Source organism: Candidatus Weimeria sp. HCP3S3_B5 (assembly GCF_052064335.1).
GTDB lineage: Bacteria > Bacillota > Clostridia > Lachnospirales > Lachnospiraceae > Weimeria.
Window position 1 is genome coordinate 39,091 of record NZ_JBQHVU010000012.1, and the last position, 19,912, is coordinate 59,002.

The following is a 19,912-nucleotide window of genomic DNA, read 5'->3' on the forward strand; positions in this document are numbered from 1 at the left end:
ATGGTTTTCAAGGTCTTTTGTTCTTGTCTTTCTATGACATTATACAACTTCTGAAACCTTTTTGAAACCTTTTTCTCTATTTATCTGAGCTATAATCCCAAAATACGCCATCTGCTGCCGACACATCAGCACGTCTGCCTACGCAATAGAAAACACTGTTGTCAGCACAGAGCTCACACTTGATGAGTTCCTACTCTCGAACAGATGGCTATCTTTTAGTATACTACTTCTGTGGTAAAAATTCCATATAAATTTCCCTGCACTATGCTATAATCATCTCATGAATACAAAGGCTAAAAATAAAGGACAGTTTGAACTGAAGCATATGCTTCTTATCCTGATACCGGATATATGGTGCTTCTTTATTATGGAGCTGGTAAATAATCCGGATTTTTTTAAGATGCAGTGGTACTATATGATAATAAATATCGCTATCATTGCTGCTGCAAATCTCATTGCTATGTTCTGGTTTAACAGTGTAAAGAGATCCGTTCTGTTCACCCATATATTCTTCTCCGCTCTGACTATTGTTTTCTTCATAGTATATGCAGAAAGAGGAGAACCATTCCAGGCCATCGACATATTCAGCATAGGGACTGCACTGACCGTTGCCGGCTCATACAGCTTCAGGCCCACTATACCCTTTATAATAGATATAGTTACAGGAATCGGACTTACTATTTTTTACACCATCTTTCCTTATGATTATGTTCTAGTCAGAAAGGGAAAGCTAAAAAAACTCCTTATACGCCTTGGGATCGCCGCCTTTATGGTCGCTCTCTTCCCCCTCTATCTAAATACTGAATGGAATGGAGCCCTTGATATAACGACCGATCTCTTTGCTCCTATAAAGACCTACCATGAATACGGAACAACTCTTGGTTTTCTGTGCGTAGGGAAATTCATGAGGCTTACTCCGCCTGACGGATATAAAGCGGAGAAGACAGAGCGGATCGCCAGAGAATCCCTAAGAAGGCGCGAGCCCAATACTATAACAAACGTAAAGCCCGTAAATATTATCGCTATAATGAATGAATCATGGGCTGACTTAAGATATGCCGGCAAGCTAAATACGCCTGATCAGATAATGCCCTACTATGATTCGATGAAGGAAAACACTATTAAGGGGCATACCCTTGTATGCATTACCGGAGGAGGCACCGCAAAAACTGAATATGAATTCCTGACAGGAAACTCTGTAAAGAGATTCCCCGGAATGGTACCATATGTAAGCTATTATACGCAGAAACAGTATTCCCTGGTCTCTACCCTTGAGGCACAGGGCTACAGATCTGCCGCGATGCATCCCTATAAGGGAAGCAACTGGAACCGGGAGGCGGCCTATGGTCTTATGGGATTCAACAGATTCTATACAGAGAAGGATTTCAACAAAAATGTCCTTAAATATCATAAGCATATCAGCGATCAGGCTAATTATGAAAAGATTATAGAGGTGATAAATAACAAGAAGAGCAAGGACCAGCCATTCTTCCTGTTTGATGTGACCATGCAGAACCACGGGGGATACTCGTCAAACGATATAGGATGCGATATCAGGACCAAAAATATAATGGTAAGCGAGGCCGATCATTTCCTTTCACTCGAAAAGCTAAGTGATAAGGCCCTGGGCTATCTCATAGATTATTTCAAGAATTATGATGAACCTACCCTTATTGTAATGTTCGGAGATCATTATCCTGATCTGCCTGACTACTTCACTACTGCAGTCTCAGGCGGGAAAAAGATCAGCGATCTCCCTCTTAACGAAAAGGAAAGATGGTATGCTACTCCGTTTTTCATATGGGCAAACTATGATATACCAGAAAAGGAGGATGTCGTCACAAGCACAAACTATCTTGGAACCATGATGCTTGAATGCAGCGGGCTTGAAATGTCCGACTACAATTATTATCTAAAGGACCTGCAGAAATCGATCCCGGCCCTTAATCATCTGGGATATCTGGGAAATGATGGAAATTACCACAGCTGGAAGGACGCAGATCCTGCTATCAGGCAGAAGGAATGGGAATATGAGTGCCTCCAGTATACTGACCTGAAGGCACATGGCAATGACAGACTTCCATGGTTTTTCAAGCCATGACCTACCAGGTATTATTCCTTGCCTCTGTCTCAACATCAAGTATAGCATCCTTTAATGCATCACCGCCGCTTTTCGCCAGATCCTTAAGGATACCAAGGAAATCCATCCTGTCATCAGCCGGAAGCTTTCTCAGTGCATTTACCATGGCTACCGATGTCTTTATCCTGTTCTTTCCAAGCTCGCTTGCCTTGGTTACGCCGGCCTCCTTGAACAGGTCAAAGAGGATATCTATAAACAGGGCTCTTTTTTCCATTGGCTCATTTGAGACCCATCGTCCAAGCGTATCGTTTAAAAGCTTGCTCGACGATGTCATATCGTCCGAACGCACCAGATGATTCCTCATGACCTGCCAGCTGAACGGATCATGCTGATAGGCTCCGTTTTCATCGCTTTTTACTATTATGGAGTCTGCATCCTCAGTCATAAGTGCTCCTATAAATGAGAACTCAGGCGTGTACTTTACTATCTTGTCCTTAATGCCCTGATATTCCCTTGTATGGATCACCTCCGAAACGAAGCCTGGTCCGTCATTTGAATAGACACTTTTTATCCGGTCCCTGATATGCTGATTGCAGAAAGCTGCTGCAAATACTGCGAAGTTGCCGCCCTTGGAATGACCTCCGACATATGGGATCAGATCACCCGGAAGTGAATTAAGCGTTGTGTCCAGATATTCGACCGAGGCCTTCTGGCCTACCGTCATGTCCTTGTATGCAAAGAGGAAATCCTCCTTCCAGCCTATCAGAGAATCATCTGTACCACGGTAGGCGACATATACTGACCCATCCCCCGGAATGATGGTTATCGCTGAAAGCTGCAGGGTCAGGTTCTCATCTACAGCATTTATATAATGCAAAAGCCTCATATCCCTGTAACGCCTGCTGCCTGCCATTTTCTTAAGGATAAAGGGAGCATCGGATACGAAGGCCTTCCTGTCCTTTATCTCCTTTTCAGAATGAAGCCTCCAGTACCTGTCATTGACCTGATCAATAGAAATCGGCTTATCATCCTCCATTCCTCCGACGACGCCATCAAAATCTATATAAGCCATCGTAGAAAAGACCAGGTTGTCTACCTCATTGTAGCCATCCACCTCGAATGGAATGTCTCCTCTCCAGTCGAGATAATCCATGATATTTGCCATATTCTCACCTCATCGACCTGCTCTCGTGACAGGTCATGTATATGATCTGATATTTGTCGGAAAGCTCCTTCATAAGCTTCCTTGCGTCGGAAAGCTTGTCCTGATCGAAATTGACGAATGGATCATCAAGTATGATCACAGGCTCCTCTTTTCTGAAGAGCACATCTATAAGGGCAGCTCTCGAGCAGAAGGATGCCAGATCCTGATAGCCCTTTGAAAGATAGTCGCTGCTTCTTGTACGTCCTCCTCCGCTCTTTCCGGAAACCGATACCGAAAGATTCATATCGAGCTCGAAATCCTCTGTAAGGATAGCCTCGTCTGAGTCAGGATAGAGTGACTTCATATAGTAATTCAGCCGCTCTCTCAGCGGGCCCATATATACCTTCAGGAAATTTTCTCTTGCTATACGCAGATACTTCTTGGTCTCCTCAAACAGTTCGACCTTTTTCTCATATGAGGCTTTTTTGGCATTGAGCTCTCTTAATGTCTCCCTTGCCTCCTCACATTCCACAAGTGTCGCAGAACGGGCATCAAGCTCCTTTAAGTCCTCGGCAATATACTGCTTCTGCTTAGAAATATCGTCATCAAGTCTCTTCTGCTCATCCTGAAGCTCCTGCAGAGTCCTTCCCGAATGTGCTATTTCATCCACATGAATCTGCCTTAGCTCATCCTTTATCTCCTCTATCTGCTTCTGGGTGCTTGAATAGAGAAGCATATTCTGCCTGATCTCTCTCAGGGCACCTGCTATATCCGTTATATCGGTCTTTAGCGGATATGAGCGCAGTGAAACCAGCAGTGCCTTTGTCTCGCTGTTTATCGATGCGACAAGACGCTGATACTCCTGGGATGTCTCCTCGAATTCATTATACTCCTTGAGCTTCTGGGAAATCGCCTTTATAAGCTCGTAATCCTTATCCTCCTGATAAAGGTTGATCCCGAATTCCTTTGCATATGGATCGAGCGAGGTATAGAGCTTGAGCTGAAGGGCTGACAGCTCATCGACCATTCCGGAGGTATTCTCGGAAAGCTTCTGTTCCTCGGCATTTAATGTGTCAAATCTGTCCTTCTTTCGGTGGATCTCGAGAAGAGCCTGCTGCATATCATCAGCAGATACCGGATACTTCTCGATGAAGGAATATATGGTCTGACGCAGCCTGTCATATTCTGTGGAAAGCCTCGACAGATCCTTTTCTGATTCAAACAGCTCATCCTCGATAGTTGTCCTCGACTTTCTCATGTTGGAAATGCGGTGCAGAAGCTGCATGATAAAAACGACTGCGCAGATAACACCACCTACAAAGGCACCTATCGAAATGACCATGGACAGCTTTCCAGGCTCCGCCGAACGAAAAAAAACGGAACTTGCCAGAAAGAAAACAGCGGTTATTATTCCTATTATAATAATCCCAGAAAAGCCTTCCTCTATAGAACGGGTCTCTCTTTCTCCGATCGCTGCCTCCCTGTGCTTCTGGTGGGTCTCGCCAAGAGTCTTCATCTGCCCTGATATCTCATTACATCTGCTGATATCAGAAAGAGTATCCTGAATCTGCTCATCATCAGGAGTACCGTTTTTAAAGAAATCGCGAAGCTCGGCCAGCTGTTCCTTCTCCTCATCAGACATCTGCACATGCTCTCCCTTGATGCGAAGGGACCTGATCATCTCGGACTCCTTCTTCCACTGATCGATGTCCTCCTCGCTCAGGCTTCTGCTCGCAAAGAGCCTTGTCAGGAATTCCTCATCTTCCTTTTCTGGAAGCTTTTCCCTCAGGATATCACGACGGTTTCTGTTAAGGCTCAGCTCTCTTTCTCTTTTCTCAAGACCAGCTATATAGTCCTCCTCAGGCAGCCCGTTCGCGAAAAAATCATCAAGGCCCCTGATCACCTCCTCCTGCTTATTCAAAGAATCCATCTTGGCCTGATAGACGCCTACAGACTTCTCGCTCCTGGCTATCACACCCAGCTGGTCTGACAGGGTGCTCTTCTTGTACTCCATCCGTCTGAGCTCGCTTCTCTTGTCAAAAAGCATATGGGCCTTGGTGTCATAGGCCTCCTGCAGCTTGGGTATACGGTCCGCCTTTTCCTTTTCCTGATGGATCCTGTCATTTATCTGCTTTATAAGCCCGGGATTGACCTTGCTGCTGGCAGTATAAACCTTTCTCGCATTGTCTATCGCCTCCATAGCCTGGTCATATCTGTTCATATCATCCTGAACCGAGCCCAGACCTCCCATCTTGGCGTTCAGCTGACTTGTGATCTTTGTCTCCAGAGACCCCTGCGGGACAAAAATACTTTTCTCAAACGACTCCCTGTCTACCTCAAAGAGCTCCTCTCCTATCTTTTCTGTATAATCATCCGACTCACTTCCGCTGTCCTGGTCAAAAACAGCAAATGTATCCTCCTTTGCTGTCCCTCCAAAGGTCCGCTCAATACGGTAGGTTTTCTGATCAACCGAAAAGATAAGATTGCCGCCATAGCTTCCTCCATTCCATGGACGGTAATGGTCCCTCTCGGTCAGAGCGCTTTTCCTCGGAGAGTACTCCATTCCATAAAACATGGCCTTTATGAAAACTGCAAGCGTCGTCTTCCCCTTGCCGTTATCATCGAGTATCTGATTGAGTCCGGGAGTAAAGGAAAACCTGGTATCTGTGATCCTTCCGAAACCGGCTATATATGCTGATATCAGTTTCATTCCGTAAGGCTCCCTTCCATTATCGCTCTGATCCCAAGCTCTATTATCTCCGCCTTCCTCTCCTCGTCTATATCAAGTCCCTGAACAGTCCGGACAAAGGTCCCCTTTAATGACCAATCATGGGCGAAGTTCTCATAGTTTACCCTGACACTGGTATCATCCTTCACATCATATACATAGAATCCTCTGTCTGTCTGCATCCTGATCCAGTCACAGTCGATCTCTAAATCCATATTTTTCCTGCCTGTCAGATCGACTCTTATCAGGTCATTTAACGATGCCTTTTCAAGCACCGCCCTTACCTTTGACACGACCCGGTCAAGATCGTCATCCGCTTCCACCTCTACCTTAATCTGGTGGCACTGCCGCCTTGCAAGCGACACAAACTCATGCGACTTCACACCTGTGCTGTCTATATCAAGAACCACGAAGCCCTTTTTCCCACATTCATCAAAGCCTCTGCCTTCCGGACATCCCGGATAGCAGAGCACTCCTCTGTCATCAAGTTCCTCCCACCTGTAGCTGTGAATGTGTCCGAGTGCCAGATAATCTATGTATCTGCCCCTGAGCTTGGGAATATCTATCGTATATGCATTATCATGTGACTGGTACTGTCTGTCCTGTCCATGAAGCATCACGATGTTGACCTTGGAGGGATCGAGAACCATTTCGCTGATAAGGTCTGTCTGTGACTTGGCGTCCATTTCCCTTCCTGTGATCACTATATTGTCCGGGCACTGGTAGGATGTCCATCTGTCTGCAGAAAAAAGATGCAGATTGGCAGGCACCTCTTCCAGATCATCAAGGAAATCGGTTATGTCATGATTGCCTCTCAGATAGTAAAAATCGATGTCTCCATGCGAGGTTAGCTCCTGCTTTACCTCTTCCTTCACGACCTTTCTGATATGTCTCCTGTCAAAAAGATCCCCGGATATAAGCACTGCCTCTATATTGTTTCTTCCGGCATAGCTTATCATCCTGTGAAATCCCTCCAGGAGCTCATTTCTTCTCTCTCTGGCCTGGTCAGGAGAGAGTCTGTTCTCCATCTTTGAATCCAAATGTATGTCTGCACAGTGCAATATCTTCATATATGCGCTTCCTTCAGCTCTGACAGAAATTCCCTTGATGATACCCTGACGGCCCCGTTGCCATAGGCTATTGTCTGCTCGGCATTGTCCGATGTCACCACCCTTACGCTGTCCCTGTCTCTATGGTCATGGGTGAACTTCTCTATATAGGCATCCGCTGTCTGATCCTCTCTGGTAAATACCACTGTGATATTTCCTCTGGACAGGGTCCTTCCGGCATTATTCTTTCTGTTGTAGGCATCGTAGACTATGATCGTTTCCGCCCGATCGAAGCCCTGATAGTTTGCCACCATATCCTCGAGTGCATTCCTGGCTGAGTCCATATTCTCTCTGAAAAGATCAGCCAGCTCTGCCGACGCATGGATCACATTATATCCGTCTATTATCAGATATCTGTCCTTCTTGTTCTCACTGCGTCTCTTTTCCTTGATAGCCGGGTGGGACATGATATAGTCCTCTCTGGCATCCTTTATGTTCTGTTCCCTGTCATAATTCCTCTCGGTAGAAAAATCCCCGGCAAGCGGACGCTTTATCTCTCCGAATTCTCTTATGAATATCTCCTCGAGCTCAGGGCTCATGCCGCTGTAGCCCTGATATGAGCTCCTTTTCACGCCCTTTTTCTCCATGGCGCCAGGGCCCGAAAGCCTCTGCTCCTTTTCCTCCAGGATCTCCTCTGCCTCGGCTGCCGCCTTTTCTACGGCCTCCCTGCTATGCTCCCAGTCTACACGATCATCCCCCTTAAGGACAGGCTCGCTTCTTGCGATCTGGTCCACCATATACCAGGGCACATTTTCTCCGACTCCATGGAAGCAGAATACCGATGAAACCGGATTCCTTCCGTCATTTACCGGATCGTAACCCTTTTCCTCCACTACCTGGTCTGTGTTATGGCACGGCCTGTAGCCGGCGCTTGAAAGCTCTATATTCTCGGTGCCCCTGGTATAGACCATGAGTCTCTTTGAATACTCCATGAAGGAGCTGACCGGAACCTCCCCATCTATCTCTGTCCGCTCTCCTCTGGAATAAGGCTGTCCCGTACTGCCTCCCATCTGCATCAGATCATTTAAGGCACTTCCGACTGCCTCGGACGGAATTATCAGATGGACCCTGTACCATGGCTCTAAAAGCACCGGGCAGGCCTTCATCAGTCCCTGACGCACTGCCCTTATAGTGGCCTTGCGGAAATCTCCTCCCATGGTATGGGCATTATGCGACTTGCCTCCGACAAGTGTCAGATGGACATCGGTAAGCGGACTTCCTGTCAGGACTCCCTTATGCCTGTAGCCACTAAGTGTTGAGAGGATCTGCTGCTGATAATTCCTGTCGAGTATATCTGTAGGGCATTCACTGTCGACCTCTATACCGCTTCCGGGCTCTCCCGGAGTGATCAGAAGTCTCACCTCGGCATAGTGTCTAAGCGGTTCAAAATGTCCTATTCCCTCCGCTGAGCTGCCTATGGTCTCCTTATACATTATCCTTCCGGCATCAAAAGTCACGACATATCCGAAGCGATTCTTTATCGATTCCGTTATTACAGAAAGCTGGACCTGACCCATCAGTCTTATATGGACTTCCCTGCTCTCCTCTATCCAGGCTACATTGAGGGAAGGATCCTCCTCACCAAGGATCATCAGCTGATCATATAGCTGCTCAGGACTGACATCCGACGGAGGCAGGACTCTGTATGAAAGGACCGGCTCCAGCAAGGGTTTTCTTTCTATTCTGCACTGTCCAATCGTCTGGCCTGCCTTTACATGAGAAAGTCCCTCGACGCTTGCAGTATCACCTGCTGTGATCTCCGGAACGCTTTCAAACCTATCGCCGTTTACAAGCCTGATCCGGGTGACCTTATCGTCTCCAATGTTTTCTCTTACCTTAAGGCTTCCTCCGGTCAGCTTCAGATGGACCAGACGGGTAGAGCCCTCTCTTGTCACCTTGTAGCAATAGGCCCCGAATTCCTCTGTCTTTGGCCCTGACTGCCCCAGTGTCACGATAAGATCCATTAGCCTTATCACGCCTTCCGGCGCCATGTCCCTCCCATCCTCTGACCGCTCGTAGCTCTTTGCGCTTCCAAAAAGGACAGGAAAAAACCTTCTTTCTGAAAAAGCCTTCCGGAGTGATTCTTCTGAAAGGCTTCTTTTCTCTTCAAATTCTTTAAATAATTCTTCACTGCTAAGAGCAATCTCCTCGTCCCTCTTGTCCTCTGGTGCTGAAAAATCAACTGCCTCGTCCGACAGCTCCGATCTGATCTCTGAGAAGATCTCCCGGGCGCTCACCCGTGCTATATCCATCTTGTTTACAAATATAATGACCGGGATCTCATAGTAGGAAAGCATCTTAAAAAGAGTCTTTGTATGCTCATCTATAGCTGAGATGGCACTGACAAGAAGCACCGCTATGTCCAGTACAGGGAGGACCCTTTCCATCTCTGTCCCGAAATCCACATGGCCCGGAGTATCTATAATCTGGACCATAGTATCCTCCCAGACGAATCTGGCTTCTCTGGAATATATGGTTATACCGCGTCTCTTCTCTATCTCATCGGTATCAAGAGCCGTATCGCCGGCATCTATACTTCCATGTCTTTTCAGGACTCCCGCTCCATAGAGCATGGCTTCCGACAGAGTGGTCTTTCCTGCATCAACATGAGCAACTATGCCCAGTGTAAGCTTATCTCTCATAGGAACATATCACCCCCGAGCGGCCCGAAAGGCTGATATGCAGTATTCCCTTCTGGACTGTAAGAGTCACCGGCATCAGCGAATAGCCCTTTGGAGTGGTCGCAAAGAGCTGGGTAAGTGTGCATTCTACCGGCACATTCCCTTTCCAGACAGGAATGTCCTCATCAATAGGATCATTTCCGGAATTAACCGCTATGATCAAGCTCTGCTCATTATTGAAGCGGGCATAGCTTATGAAATTCCTTCCGCAGCTTAAGAAGTTAAGAGAACCATCCCTGAAGGCCGGCTCGGATTTCCTTAGAAGGATCAGATCCCTATAGTAATCTATAAGATAAGTACAGGCCTTATCCCATGGGAAGGTCCGTCTGCTGTCCGGATCTGTAAAACCAACTACTCCGGCTTCATCTCCATAATAGATGGTAGGTGCTCCCGGCCAGGTCATCTGAATAAGAGCTGCAAGCTTAAGCACTGCTGTATCGACATCCTGACCTGCTGCCTCACTTCCGAGCTCGGCCACACGACCGACCTTATGGTTGGTGCGGGTCAGGAATCTCGAATGGTCATGGTTGTCAAGCTCATTCATCGCACAGTAAAGCGATGCGGGCAGGAAGGCACACATGGCATGTCTCATAGTGATCTCAAAGACCCTGCCGTCTCCGTACAGATCGCCCTCATATCTGTCCGAATGCTTTTCCATGCCCGTCAGGAAAAAGGACAACGGCTCCATGAAGGCATCGTAGTTCATTATAGTATCCCACTGATCCCCGGAAAGCCAGGAGCTGGCATCTCCATAATGCTCTGCAAGGATGACCGCATCCGGATTAGCTTCCTTGACCTCTTTGCGGAAGCGTCTCCAGAACTGATGGTTGTATTCCGGAGAATGTCCGAGATCCGCTGCCACATCGAGTCTCCATCCATCACAGTTATATGGGGCAGAGACCCATTTCCTGCCTATGCCTATTATATAGTCCTCAAGCTCCTTTGAGCCCTCATAATTGAGCTTTGGCAGAGTATCATTGCCCCACCAGCCATCGTATGAATTATTATAGGGCCATTTATCATCGGAGTCCTCATAGAAATGGAAAAAGTCATGATAAGGACTGTCCTTTCTGATATAGGCCCCAGGCTTATAGTCTCCCTTCCCCTCGTAGATCCTCTCACGGTCCAGCCATTTATTGAATGAACCGCAGTGATTGAATACTCCGTCAAGGATCACTCTTATGCCCTTGCTGTGAGCCTCCTCGACAAAGCCTGCAAAAAACTCATTTGATGCGTCGAGATTCTCCTGGTCAGTGGTCCTTATCTGATATCTGCTGGCATGGGTATTGTCATAATCACCAGCAGCAAGGGCCTCTCCACCGTCCTTCCTTATCACAGCAAGATGCGGATCTATATGGTCATAATCCTGTATGTCATATTTATGATTGGATGGTGAGACAAAGAGCGGGTTGAAATAGATCACCTCTACTCCCAGACTCTTCAGGTAATTAAGCTTCTGTCTGACACCCTCAAGGTCCCCGCCATAAAAATTTGGAACATCAAAATCAGCTGGCGGCTTCGACCAGCTGTCTACATGATGTACATAGGTATTGATATAGTGGTACTCATTATTTACCACATCGTTGGATGGGTCACCGTTACAGAAACGGTCGGCAAGGATCTGGTACATAACCGCACCCTTGGCCCAGTCCGGAGTATGGAAGCCCGGTGAGATACGGAAGAAATACTGCGGTCTCATCGTGTCAGTGACGCCGAATCTGTCAAGGAAAAGAATGCCGTCATCCCCGACTATCTTGAAGTAGTAGGATACCATCTCAGTCCCTAATACCATTTCACAGCAATAGTAGTCAAAGATACCGTCGTCCGGTCTTCTCTCCTCCTTTATACATTCAAACTCGCGTCCGTCATCCCTTATCACGCTAACACGGAGTTCGTCGCCCCTTGCGCTGCGAAGGCGCAGTGTAACAGTATCGTTTGCCTCCGGCTCCGGAGGAGATGTATATGCTCTGGTACCGTCTGAAAAAAGGGCTTCTCTGTTCATCTCGTCATCTCCATTACTCTTCAAACAGAGCTTCAAACTCTTCTCTGCTTATCTTCTCTTTTTCGATCAGAAGGGCTGCACTCTTATCGAGGACATCTCTGTGCTCGCTTATGATCTTCCTGGCCTTTGCGTAGCACTTATCGATAATATGCTTGACCTCCTCGTCTATAGATGTGGCTATAGCCTCTCCGTATGGTCTTGCATGACCCAGATCCCTGCCAAGGAATATCTCCTCGGGATCCCCATTCTGGTAATTGATAGGTCCTATATCTGAAGAAAATCCATAGACCGTGACCATGTCGCGTGCGGTCTTGGTAGCCTGCTTGATATCGTTTGAGGCGCCTGTCGTGATGTCATCAAAGATCAGCTCCTCGGCTACCCTTCCGCCGAAATCAACTATGATATCATCGAGCATACGTCCGCGGGTCTCGTACATATTGTCCTTTTCATTGAGGGGCATAGTGTATCCGCCTGCCGGGCCTGTAGGAATGATCGAGATCCAGTTTACCGGGCCTGCCTTAGGGAGCAGATGCATAAGTATGGCATGTCCGGACTCATGGTAGGCTGTTATCCTCTTTTCCTCATCTGTGATCACGCGGCTCTTCTTCTCTGTCCCCACGCTCACCTTGACGAAGGAGTCCTTGATATCACGTTCTGTGATATACGATCTGCTGTTCTTTGCAGCCAGAATAGCTGCTTCGTTCAGAAGATTCTCAAGATCTGCTCCGGAGAATCCTACTGTCGTCTGGGCTATATTATGCAGATCCACGTCGTCTGCCAGCGGCTTGTTGGCTGCATGTACCTTCAGGATCTCCTCTCTTCCCCTGATATCAGGACGTCCGACGTATATCCTTCTGTCAAATCTGCCTGGCCTTGTAAGAGCAGGATCTAAGATATCCTCACGGTTGGTCGCAGCCATTACTATAATGCCTTCATTCTCCTCGAAGCCGTCCATCTCGACAAGCATCTGATTCAATGTCTGCTCTCTCTCATCATGTCCGCCGCCCATTCCGCTTCCACGGCGTCTGGCAACTGCATCTATCTCATCTATAAAGACTATGCACGGTGAATTCTTCTTGGCATCGGTAAAAAGATCCCTGACCCTGGCTGCTCCGACACCGACGAACATCTCAACGAAATCCGATCCTGAGATCGAAAAGAATGGTACTCCTGCCTCTCCTGCAACTGCTTTGGCCAGAAGGGTCTTTCCTGTTCCCGGAGGACCCACGAGAAGCATACCCTTTGGTATTCTGGCTCCCATATGGGTATATTTGTCCGGAGCCTTGAGGAAATCCACAACCTCCTCGAGCTCCTTCTTCTCCTCTGCAAGTCCTGCAACGTCCTTGAATCTGACCTTGACATTCTCCCTGGTGATCATCTGGGCCCGGCTCTTGCCGAAATTCGTCATCTTCGAATTCTGCGATCCGACCTGAGCTGCCCTGCCGTTGAACATGACTGTGAACAGGATGAATATCATGGCTGTGATCACAAGCATTGGCAGCAGCTCGCCAACCCAGCTATCCTGAGGGACATCCCCGAGAGAGTAGCTTACGTTTCTGCTTGCAAGCTCCTTCTCTATCTCCTTTACATCAGACACATAGAAATAATAGCTGGTTCTGTCCTGCTTGAGCTTTACATCGACCTCCCCTGTAGGGACCTCACGGTTCTGATGGATCGATATTGATGATACCCTGTCATTGTCGATGGCAGTCTCAAGCTGCGAAAGCGAGTAGTTGGGGCTCCTGTGCGATGTGAGCATAAGCCAGAATCCCATTACCACAACAATCAGTATCAGATAAAACCAAAGCCCCCCGAAGCCTCTTCTCTTCTGTTCCAAAATCTGCCTCTTTCTTTATTCTCCTGGATTCTCTATGACACCGATATAAGGAAGGTTCCTGTATTTCTGTGCATAATCGAGTCCGAATCCCACCACAAACTCATCCGGTATAGTAAATCCAGTGTAATCCACATCAACATCCACTTCGCGTCTGTCTGGCTTGTCAAGCATTGTACACATTCTGACGCTCCTTGCATTTCTGTCCTTAAAAAGCTGCGAGAGGAAATTAAGAGTATTTCCGCTGTCGATGATGTCCTCTACTATAAGGACATTGGCTCCTTCCATAGGAAGGTCAAGGTCCTTCTTGATCTTTACCTCGCCGCTTGATGACGTGCCTGATCCATAGCTAGACGTAGCCATGAAATCCATAGTCACCGGAACTGTGATCCTCTTTGCCAGCTCGCAGGCAAACATTGCCGCTCCCTTAAGTATGCATACAAGAAAAATGCTCTCTCCCTTATAGTCCTCGCTGATCTGTGCCCCTAACTCCCGGATCCTTTTGTCAAGCTCCTCCTCAGTGAGCATGACTCTGATTCTGTCTGCCATTATCTTCCTCCAGTATTGCCTTTATCCAGAGCACCCGCCTGGTCGCCTCAGTGACCTTGACATCCTCACTGATCCTGTATCCTACTGCCCATGCTATATGTGAATTCTCATATACCAGCAGCGGGATCCTTCCACGGTCTGTCGTCTGGATCTTCTGATTTCTACAGTAATCCTTATAGCTTTTCCTATGGCCCTGCCTGTCTATCGTAAAGAAATCCCCTTCTCTGTGATCACGCAGACAGAGACCTTTTTTTATTTTATCATAATCGAGGCATTTTTCATAGGTCTTTGGCTCAATTAATGCCCTCTCAGGCTTCATGATGCGCATTTCAAATGTGATACCGCCAAGCTCTGCACTGTATTCTCCATCGCTTTCAAGCCCCGACAGGTCTATCAAATAAAGCCCCGTCTGCTCCTCGGGATAGGTGACGCTTAGCATGCCATATTCGAGCTTTAGCTCTGCTCTGCCCGGCAGGCTGTAGGAAAAATGGGTGCTGTCCTCAATCAGCCCTGAGATCCGCTCTATATGCGCCCTCCCCACGTCCTTTATACTGCTTAATGTATCGCGTAGATACTCCATTATGATCATCCGTCTCGAGCTGTCAGGAAGCGCGATAAGCTCCTTTACTATAAGCCTGTTTTCCTCCTTCCGATCCCCCGGCACGAGCGCCCTCTGGTACAATTCCTTTTCCTCAGAGATGAAGTGGTCATAAAGCTCTCCGACGCTTTCGGCTGACTCGCATATATGTCTGATCGCGCCCTTATTTATCTTCATAAGCTCCGGCATTATGACCTCTCTTATGCGGTTCCTGGCGTAACGTATATCTGAATTGGTCTTATCGGTACGGTAGTCCTGTCCCAGCACTGAAAGCTCGGCCAGGATCTGATCCTTTGTCGCAAAAAGGAGTGGTCTTACTATATGCCTGCCTCTCATCTCCGTAACAGGCCTGATCCCGATCAGCCCCCTGACCCCGCTTCCCCGGATCATATGGAAAAGGACCGTCTCTGCCTGATCCTCAAGATGATGGGCTATGGCTATATAGTCTCCCTCCTTTGTATTGTCAAAAAAAGCCTGATATCTGAGCTGTCTGGCTGCCTCCTCAAGTGAAATACCCTTCTCCCGGGCTCTTGCGGAAGCGTCAACCCTCACAACCTTACAGCTCACTCCATGTCTCTGGCAGAGCTCTCTCGCGAACTCCGAGTCCTTCTCGCTTTCGCTGCCTCTGATACCGTGCTCTACTGTTATAGCCCTTAAGTCTATGCCAAGGCGTTCCTTCAGCTTATTTAACTGTAAAAAAAGACAGACCGAATCCGCGCCGCCCGATATGCCTACGGTTACGGATCCTTTCTGTCTGAACATTCCGCTGCTTCTGATAAAGCTGTATGTGGCTTCAGTAAAATCCAATCTACTTTTCCTTGAAAATCTTCTCATTGTCATAGAGAAGCCCCAGCTTCGAACGAGCTGTGCTCTCTGTGTATTCTCTGGTCTTTGTATACTTCTCGTAATCCTTCAGATCCTGCTGCTTCTCCTTAGCTGCTGCTATCTGCTCCTTGACCGTGGCCTCCCTCACTCTGTATGTCCTGTACTTACCATACAGGCTGCGAAGCTGGCAGAGAAGAGTCACGAGGATCACAGCAAACAGAATAAAGACGATGCCACGTCTGGTACGCCTTCTCTTAGCTGTGATCTGTCTGCTGTTTACCGTTCCCTGCACTACTGTCATTTATACGCCTTTTCTAAAATCTCTGTGATCAGGATAACTTTTATTATAAGGCCGCAGCAGTTTCTTTGCAAGCACTAGATATGGGATGGCACCCACTATAAATACTCATACATCTCCGATACATCCTCCTTCTTGGTGCTTAAGAGTATGTTCTTCACCTTTACTCTTACAGTCCTGTTTCCAAAGCCTATCTCTATGATATCGCCCGACTGCACTCTGGTCGAAGCCTTGGCAACCTTGTCATTTACAGTTATCCGTCCGGCATCCGCTGCCTCCGCCGCTACAGTCCTTCTCTTGATAAGTCTGGAGACCTTCAGGAATTTATCAAGTCGTATTGAGTTTGTTTCTTCAGTCATGGGGGTCCTTTCTTGTCAGGTGTGAGGGATGAGGTGCGAGGTGTGAGGTGCGAGGTGTGAGGTCTGAGGTGCGAGGTGTGAGGTGTGAGGTTTGAGGGGTTATGGTTTACCTCTCACCTCTGACCTCTGACCTCGCACCTCTTGTCAAGGAAGTTTTTTTTGCTTAATTCGAGCATTGCCTTTGACTCGTTCTCGCTAATAATGAAGTTCTGCTCGCTAAGCTCAAGCTTCGCCTACGGCTTGCTTTCGCTAATCTCACAGAACGACCTCGCATAGGATTCAGACTTCGCTATCGCTCGTCTTCATCTCTATGCTTTCGGCCTCAGACAGCGGCCTCACTTGTGGCTTGAGCTGCGCTTTTAGCTTGCTCTCGCCTACAAGCTTTCGGCCTCTCACCTCTCACCTCTGACCTCTGACCTCGCACCTCGCTCATGCTCGTTCTTGTCTCTGTGCTTTCGGCCAAGGAAGTTCTCTTCGCTAGGTTCGACCTTCGCTTATCAGCTCGGTCTCACCAATCTCAGAGAACGACCTCGCATAGGATTCAGACTTCGCTATCGCTCGTCTTCATCTCTATGCTTTCGGCCTCTCACCTCTGACCTCGCACCTCTGACCTCGCACCTCTGACCTCTGACCTCTACCTTACACCCTAACCCCGCCCTTGTCAAACATTCAGATTTAATTTGACTATTATAGAAAAAATTATTACTATAAAGAAAGATGTACTAATTTTTAACCATTCGTTCTCACGAAGGAAAGGACAAGCAGATAAATGAAAAAAACTAAATCCAGACAAGGGAAGATGATCCAGAGGCTGATCACAATAACGATACTAGTCGTTATAATCGTATCAACGCTCATCACTGTCACCGCGATCCACCAGTTGAGGCATCTCTACTACGGGAATGTCGAGAATTCACTGAAATCCTCAGCATATATGATGGGGAAGGCTCTCTCAAATGAGTATGACGGCCAGTGGAGCTTCGATAACGGTATCGTAAAAAAGGGTGCCAAGGATGTAACTGTGGAATACGGCCAGACACTGTCAAGCACAAAAAAGGAAACCGGCTTCGATTATGCCGTTATCCTTAATGACACATATGCGATCTCGACTATAACTAACGTCGGTCCTGACGGATCCAGCAATACAAGCCTCCCTCCTAAGGTAAAGAACGCCGTCTCCAAAAGCGGACATCTCTTTGACAGGAGACTGCCGGTAGGCAGGCAGAAATACTTCGCCTACTATCTCCCTATAAAGGACTCAAGCGGCAATATCGCCGGATATACCTTCGCAGGAGAAAACTCCAGTGAGGCAGAGGCAAAGATCCTTAAGATCATGTTCTCCATGATAGCTGTCGAGCTGGCATGTGTGATATTCCTTGCCCTGCTCGGATATTTCGTAAACAAAAAAGTCTCCGGACAGATGGCAGAGCTCTCGAATGCAGTCGATACCTTGGGCAGCGGTAAGCTCGGCATCCTGATCAGCAAGCCTGTAATGGAAAGAAACGACGAGCTGGGAGTAATAGCAAGAAATATAATGACTCTCGATCAGAAGCTTTCTTCTGTCATCCATGACACCAAGAAGATGACAGCCGAGCTGCATGACTCAAGTGCGAATCTCTCAAGTTCGTCAGATCAGGCCAACAGCGCCTCCACTCAGGTCTCGGCTGCGGTAGATGATATCGCAAAGGGAGCTACCAACCAGGCCGATTCTGTGCAGACTGCCGCAAATGACACGAGCCATATGGATTCTGATATCGACCAGATCTCTGAGAACGTCACTAATCTTTCCGACTATGCTAAGGCGATGAAGCAGAGCTGCGACAAGACCGTCGATGCCATAAGAGAGTTGGCAAGCCAGTCTGAGGATGTCACCGCATCTGTTTCCGAGATCGGAAACACCATCCAGTCCACAAACGATTCCGTTCAGGAAATCTCAAAGTTCTCCGGAGCGATTACGGACATTGCCAGCCAGACCAATCTGCTCTCCTTAAACGCCTCCATCGAGGCAGCAAGAGCCGGAGAAGCAGGCCGGGGCTTCGCTGTCGTGGCTGATGAGATAAGGGATCTGGCCGATCAGAGCAAGAGCTCTGCTGATGAGATCTCTGCTATCGTAGACAAGCTTTTAGCAAGCTCACAGTCATCTGTCGAAACTATGGGCAGGCTGAACGAAAGCTTCGACGTCCAGGAGCAGAAGCTCAATGTGACAAGAGATGAGCTCCGCTCTATGAGAGACAAGGTAAACAGCGTAGCTGACGCAGTTACAGAGATCGCATCCAGGATCAAGGGGCTTGATCAGGCCAAGAAATCCCTAACCGGTATCATCTCCGATCTCTCCGCCATCTCAGAGGAGAACGCTGCCTCTACAGAGCAGACCAATGCCTCAATGGAGGAGCTGGCAAGCACATTCACAGTGATAAACGAAGCAGCAGCATCGCTTAACCAGCTTGCGGTAAGACTCAAGGAAACAATGGATTATTTCCAGGATTGATAAGGAAAGAGGATCTATTTTGACAAATGAGACATATGATTCCCGTTCAAGGGACATAAGCGGCTTCTACCTCAAGATTATAGCCATAGTCACTATGGCTATAGACCATATCGGGGCAGTGATTATCGAAGGTGTCATGCAGGAGCATGATACACCCGCCCTGACTGTATCCGATGCAGTTTTCCGCTGTATAGGAAGGCTGGCCTTTCCGCTTTTCTGCTTCTTCATAGTCGAGGGATTCCACTATACAAGGAGCCGGAGTAAATATGCGATAAGGCTTTTGATATTCGCCCTCGCATCAGAGATTCCCTTTGATCTGGCCTTCAATGGCAGGATCCTTGAGCGGTATGACAACAATGTAGGTTTTACACTTCTTCTGGGTATGCTTTCCATTTGGGCTCTGGATTTCCTTAGAGAAAGGATCAGACAAAAGGAAGTAAGCGAAGAGAAAGAGAATCTCCTGTTTGCCATATCGATATTCCTTGTCATCCTGATAGTGATCATTGCAGAAAAGTTCATCGCAAGTGATTACGGTTCCTTCGGAGTGATAGCTATCATCATCCTCTATCTGATGAAGGATCATAAGCTTATCGGATTTTCTCTGGCAGTAATCTGGCTTGGGTTCACCTGCGGCAATATAGAATTCTTTGCGATAGCAGATCTGCTTCCACTGTATTATTATCATGGAAGGCAGGGCAGGAAGCTCAAGTATCTCTTCTATATCTTCTATCCGGCTCACCTGCTTGCTCTTGCGGCAATAGCCAGATATTGCGGTATACCTGCACTCAGATAAGTAAACAAAAAAGGAACGGCCACATGACCGTTCCTTTTCTATACTCCAAAAACTATCAGATATTACTTGTTGACAGCGTCCTTAAGAGCCTTTCCAGCCTTGAACTTAGGAGATTTGGAAGCTGCGATCTCCATTGTCTCTCCTGTCTGAGGATTACGTCCTGTACGGGCAGCTCTCTCTGATACCTCGAATGTACCAAAGCCTACGAGCTGAATCTTCTCGCCCTTGATGAGCTCCTCTGTAACTGTCTCTGTGAAAGCGCGGAGTACGAGCTCTACATCCTTCTTAGGAACTTCTGCCTTTTCAGCGATTGCTGCTACAAGTTCTGTCTTGTTCATTTAAATTTCCTCCTCGTATATCTATACGATTATTCTTGTCTTTGCAGGATTACCTTTTATTTCCTGCACTTTCATTTATAAGCCTT

14 protein-coding genes are annotated in these 19,912 nt (G+C 47.6%); 3 read left to right on the forward strand and 11 right to left on the reverse strand.

Translation table 11 applies throughout. From position 1 onward, the window contains the following. Positions 1 to 280 precede the first annotated feature (280 nt). Complete coding sequence (locus tag ACTNCK_RS07205; protein ID WP_441081826.1) at positions 281 to 2,101, forward strand: LTA synthase family protein; 1,821 nt, start codon at positions 281 to 283, stop codon at positions 2,099 to 2,101. A gap of 1 nt (position 2,102) precedes the next feature. Here ACTNCK_RS07205 and ACTNCK_RS07210 read toward each other — a convergent pair whose 3' ends face one another. From ACTNCK_RS07210 to ACTNCK_RS07255, 10 genes are all read right to left on the reverse strand, one after another. Next, positions 2,103 to 3,245 (reverse strand): Mbeg1-like protein, encoded by a 1,143-nt coding sequence (locus ACTNCK_RS07210; RefSeq protein WP_441081827.1) that lies wholly within the window; start codon positions 3,243 to 3,245, stop codon positions 2,103 to 2,105. Positions 3,246 to 3,249: 4 nt separating this feature from the next. Further along, positions 3,250 to 5,934 (reverse strand): AAA family ATPase, encoded by a 2,685-nt coding sequence (locus ACTNCK_RS07215; RefSeq protein ID WP_441081828.1) that lies wholly within the window; start codon positions 5,932 to 5,934, stop codon positions 3,250 to 3,252. Then, the gene (locus ACTNCK_RS07220) at positions 5,931 to 7,022 is read right to left on the reverse strand and encodes a metallophosphoesterase family protein (RefSeq protein WP_441081829.1); all 1,092 of its coding nucleotides are present in this window, start codon (positions 7,020 to 7,022) and stop codon (positions 5,931 to 5,933) included. Before ACTNCK_RS07220 ends, ACTNCK_RS07215 begins: the two co-directional genes overlap by 4 nt. Beyond that, positions 7,019 to 9,703: an NYN domain-containing protein gene (locus ACTNCK_RS07225; RefSeq protein ID WP_441081830.1), complete on the reverse strand. Its 2,685-nt coding sequence runs from the start codon at positions 9,701 to 9,703 to the stop codon at positions 7,019 to 7,021. The genes ACTNCK_RS07220 and ACTNCK_RS07225 overlap by 4 nt, the downstream gene beginning before the upstream one ends. Then, complete coding sequence (locus tag ACTNCK_RS07230; protein WP_441081831.1) at positions 9,693 to 11,744, reverse strand: alpha amylase N-terminal ig-like domain-containing protein; 2,052 nt, start codon at positions 11,742 to 11,744, stop codon at positions 9,693 to 9,695. Before ACTNCK_RS07230 ends, ACTNCK_RS07225 begins: the two co-directional genes overlap by 11 nt. A gap of 13 nt (positions 11,745 to 11,757) precedes the next feature. Continuing rightward, positions 11,758 to 13,581, reverse strand: a complete 1,824-nt coding sequence (ftsH, locus tag ACTNCK_RS07235; protein ID WP_441081832.1) for an ATP-dependent zinc metalloprotease FtsH — start codon at positions 13,579 to 13,581, stop codon at positions 11,758 to 11,760. Between the two features lie 15 nt (positions 13,582 to 13,596). Continuing rightward, on the reverse strand, positions 13,597 to 14,127 hold the full coding sequence (hpt, locus tag ACTNCK_RS07240; RefSeq protein WP_441081833.1) for a hypoxanthine phosphoribosyltransferase: 531 nt from the start codon (positions 14,125 to 14,127) through the stop codon (positions 13,597 to 13,599). Further along, positions 14,096 to 15,532, reverse strand: coding sequence for a tRNA lysidine(34) synthetase TilS (gene tilS / locus ACTNCK_RS07245; RefSeq protein WP_441081834.1), 1,437 nt, complete (start codon positions 15,530 to 15,532; stop codon positions 14,096 to 14,098). The genes hpt and tilS overlap by 32 nt, the downstream gene beginning before the upstream one ends. Before the next feature lies 1 nt (position 15,533). Beyond that, positions 15,534 to 15,851 (reverse strand): FtsB family cell division protein, encoded by a 318-nt coding sequence (locus ACTNCK_RS07250; protein ID WP_441081835.1) that lies wholly within the window; start codon positions 15,849 to 15,851, stop codon positions 15,534 to 15,536. A 95-nt stretch (positions 15,852 to 15,946) separates the two neighbouring features. Further along, positions 15,947 to 16,186, reverse strand: coding sequence for an RNA-binding S4 domain-containing protein (locus ACTNCK_RS07255; RefSeq protein WP_441081859.1), 240 nt, complete (start codon positions 16,184 to 16,186; stop codon positions 15,947 to 15,949). Between the two features lie 790 nt (positions 16,187 to 16,976). Between ACTNCK_RS07255 and ACTNCK_RS07260 the strand changes: the two genes are divergently transcribed. Together ACTNCK_RS07260 and ACTNCK_RS07265 are read left to right on the forward strand one after the other, a co-directional pair. Next, a complete protein-coding gene (locus ACTNCK_RS07260) occupies positions 16,977 to 18,695 on the forward strand; it encodes a methyl-accepting chemotaxis protein (protein WP_441081836.1) in 1,719 nt (572 codons plus the stop codon). A 19-nt stretch (positions 18,696 to 18,714) separates the two neighbouring features. After that, entirely contained in the window at positions 18,715 to 19,488 is a 774-nt protein-coding gene (locus ACTNCK_RS07265; RefSeq protein WP_441081837.1) for a TraX family protein, read from the forward strand. Positions 19,489 to 19,550: 62 nt separating this feature from the next. Here the strand turns inward: ACTNCK_RS07265 and ACTNCK_RS07270 are convergent, their stop codons facing one another. Continuing rightward, entirely contained in the window at positions 19,551 to 19,826 is a 276-nt protein-coding gene (locus tag ACTNCK_RS07270) for an HU family DNA-binding protein (protein ID WP_441081838.1), read from the reverse strand. Positions 19,827 to 19,912 lie beyond the last annotated feature (86 nt).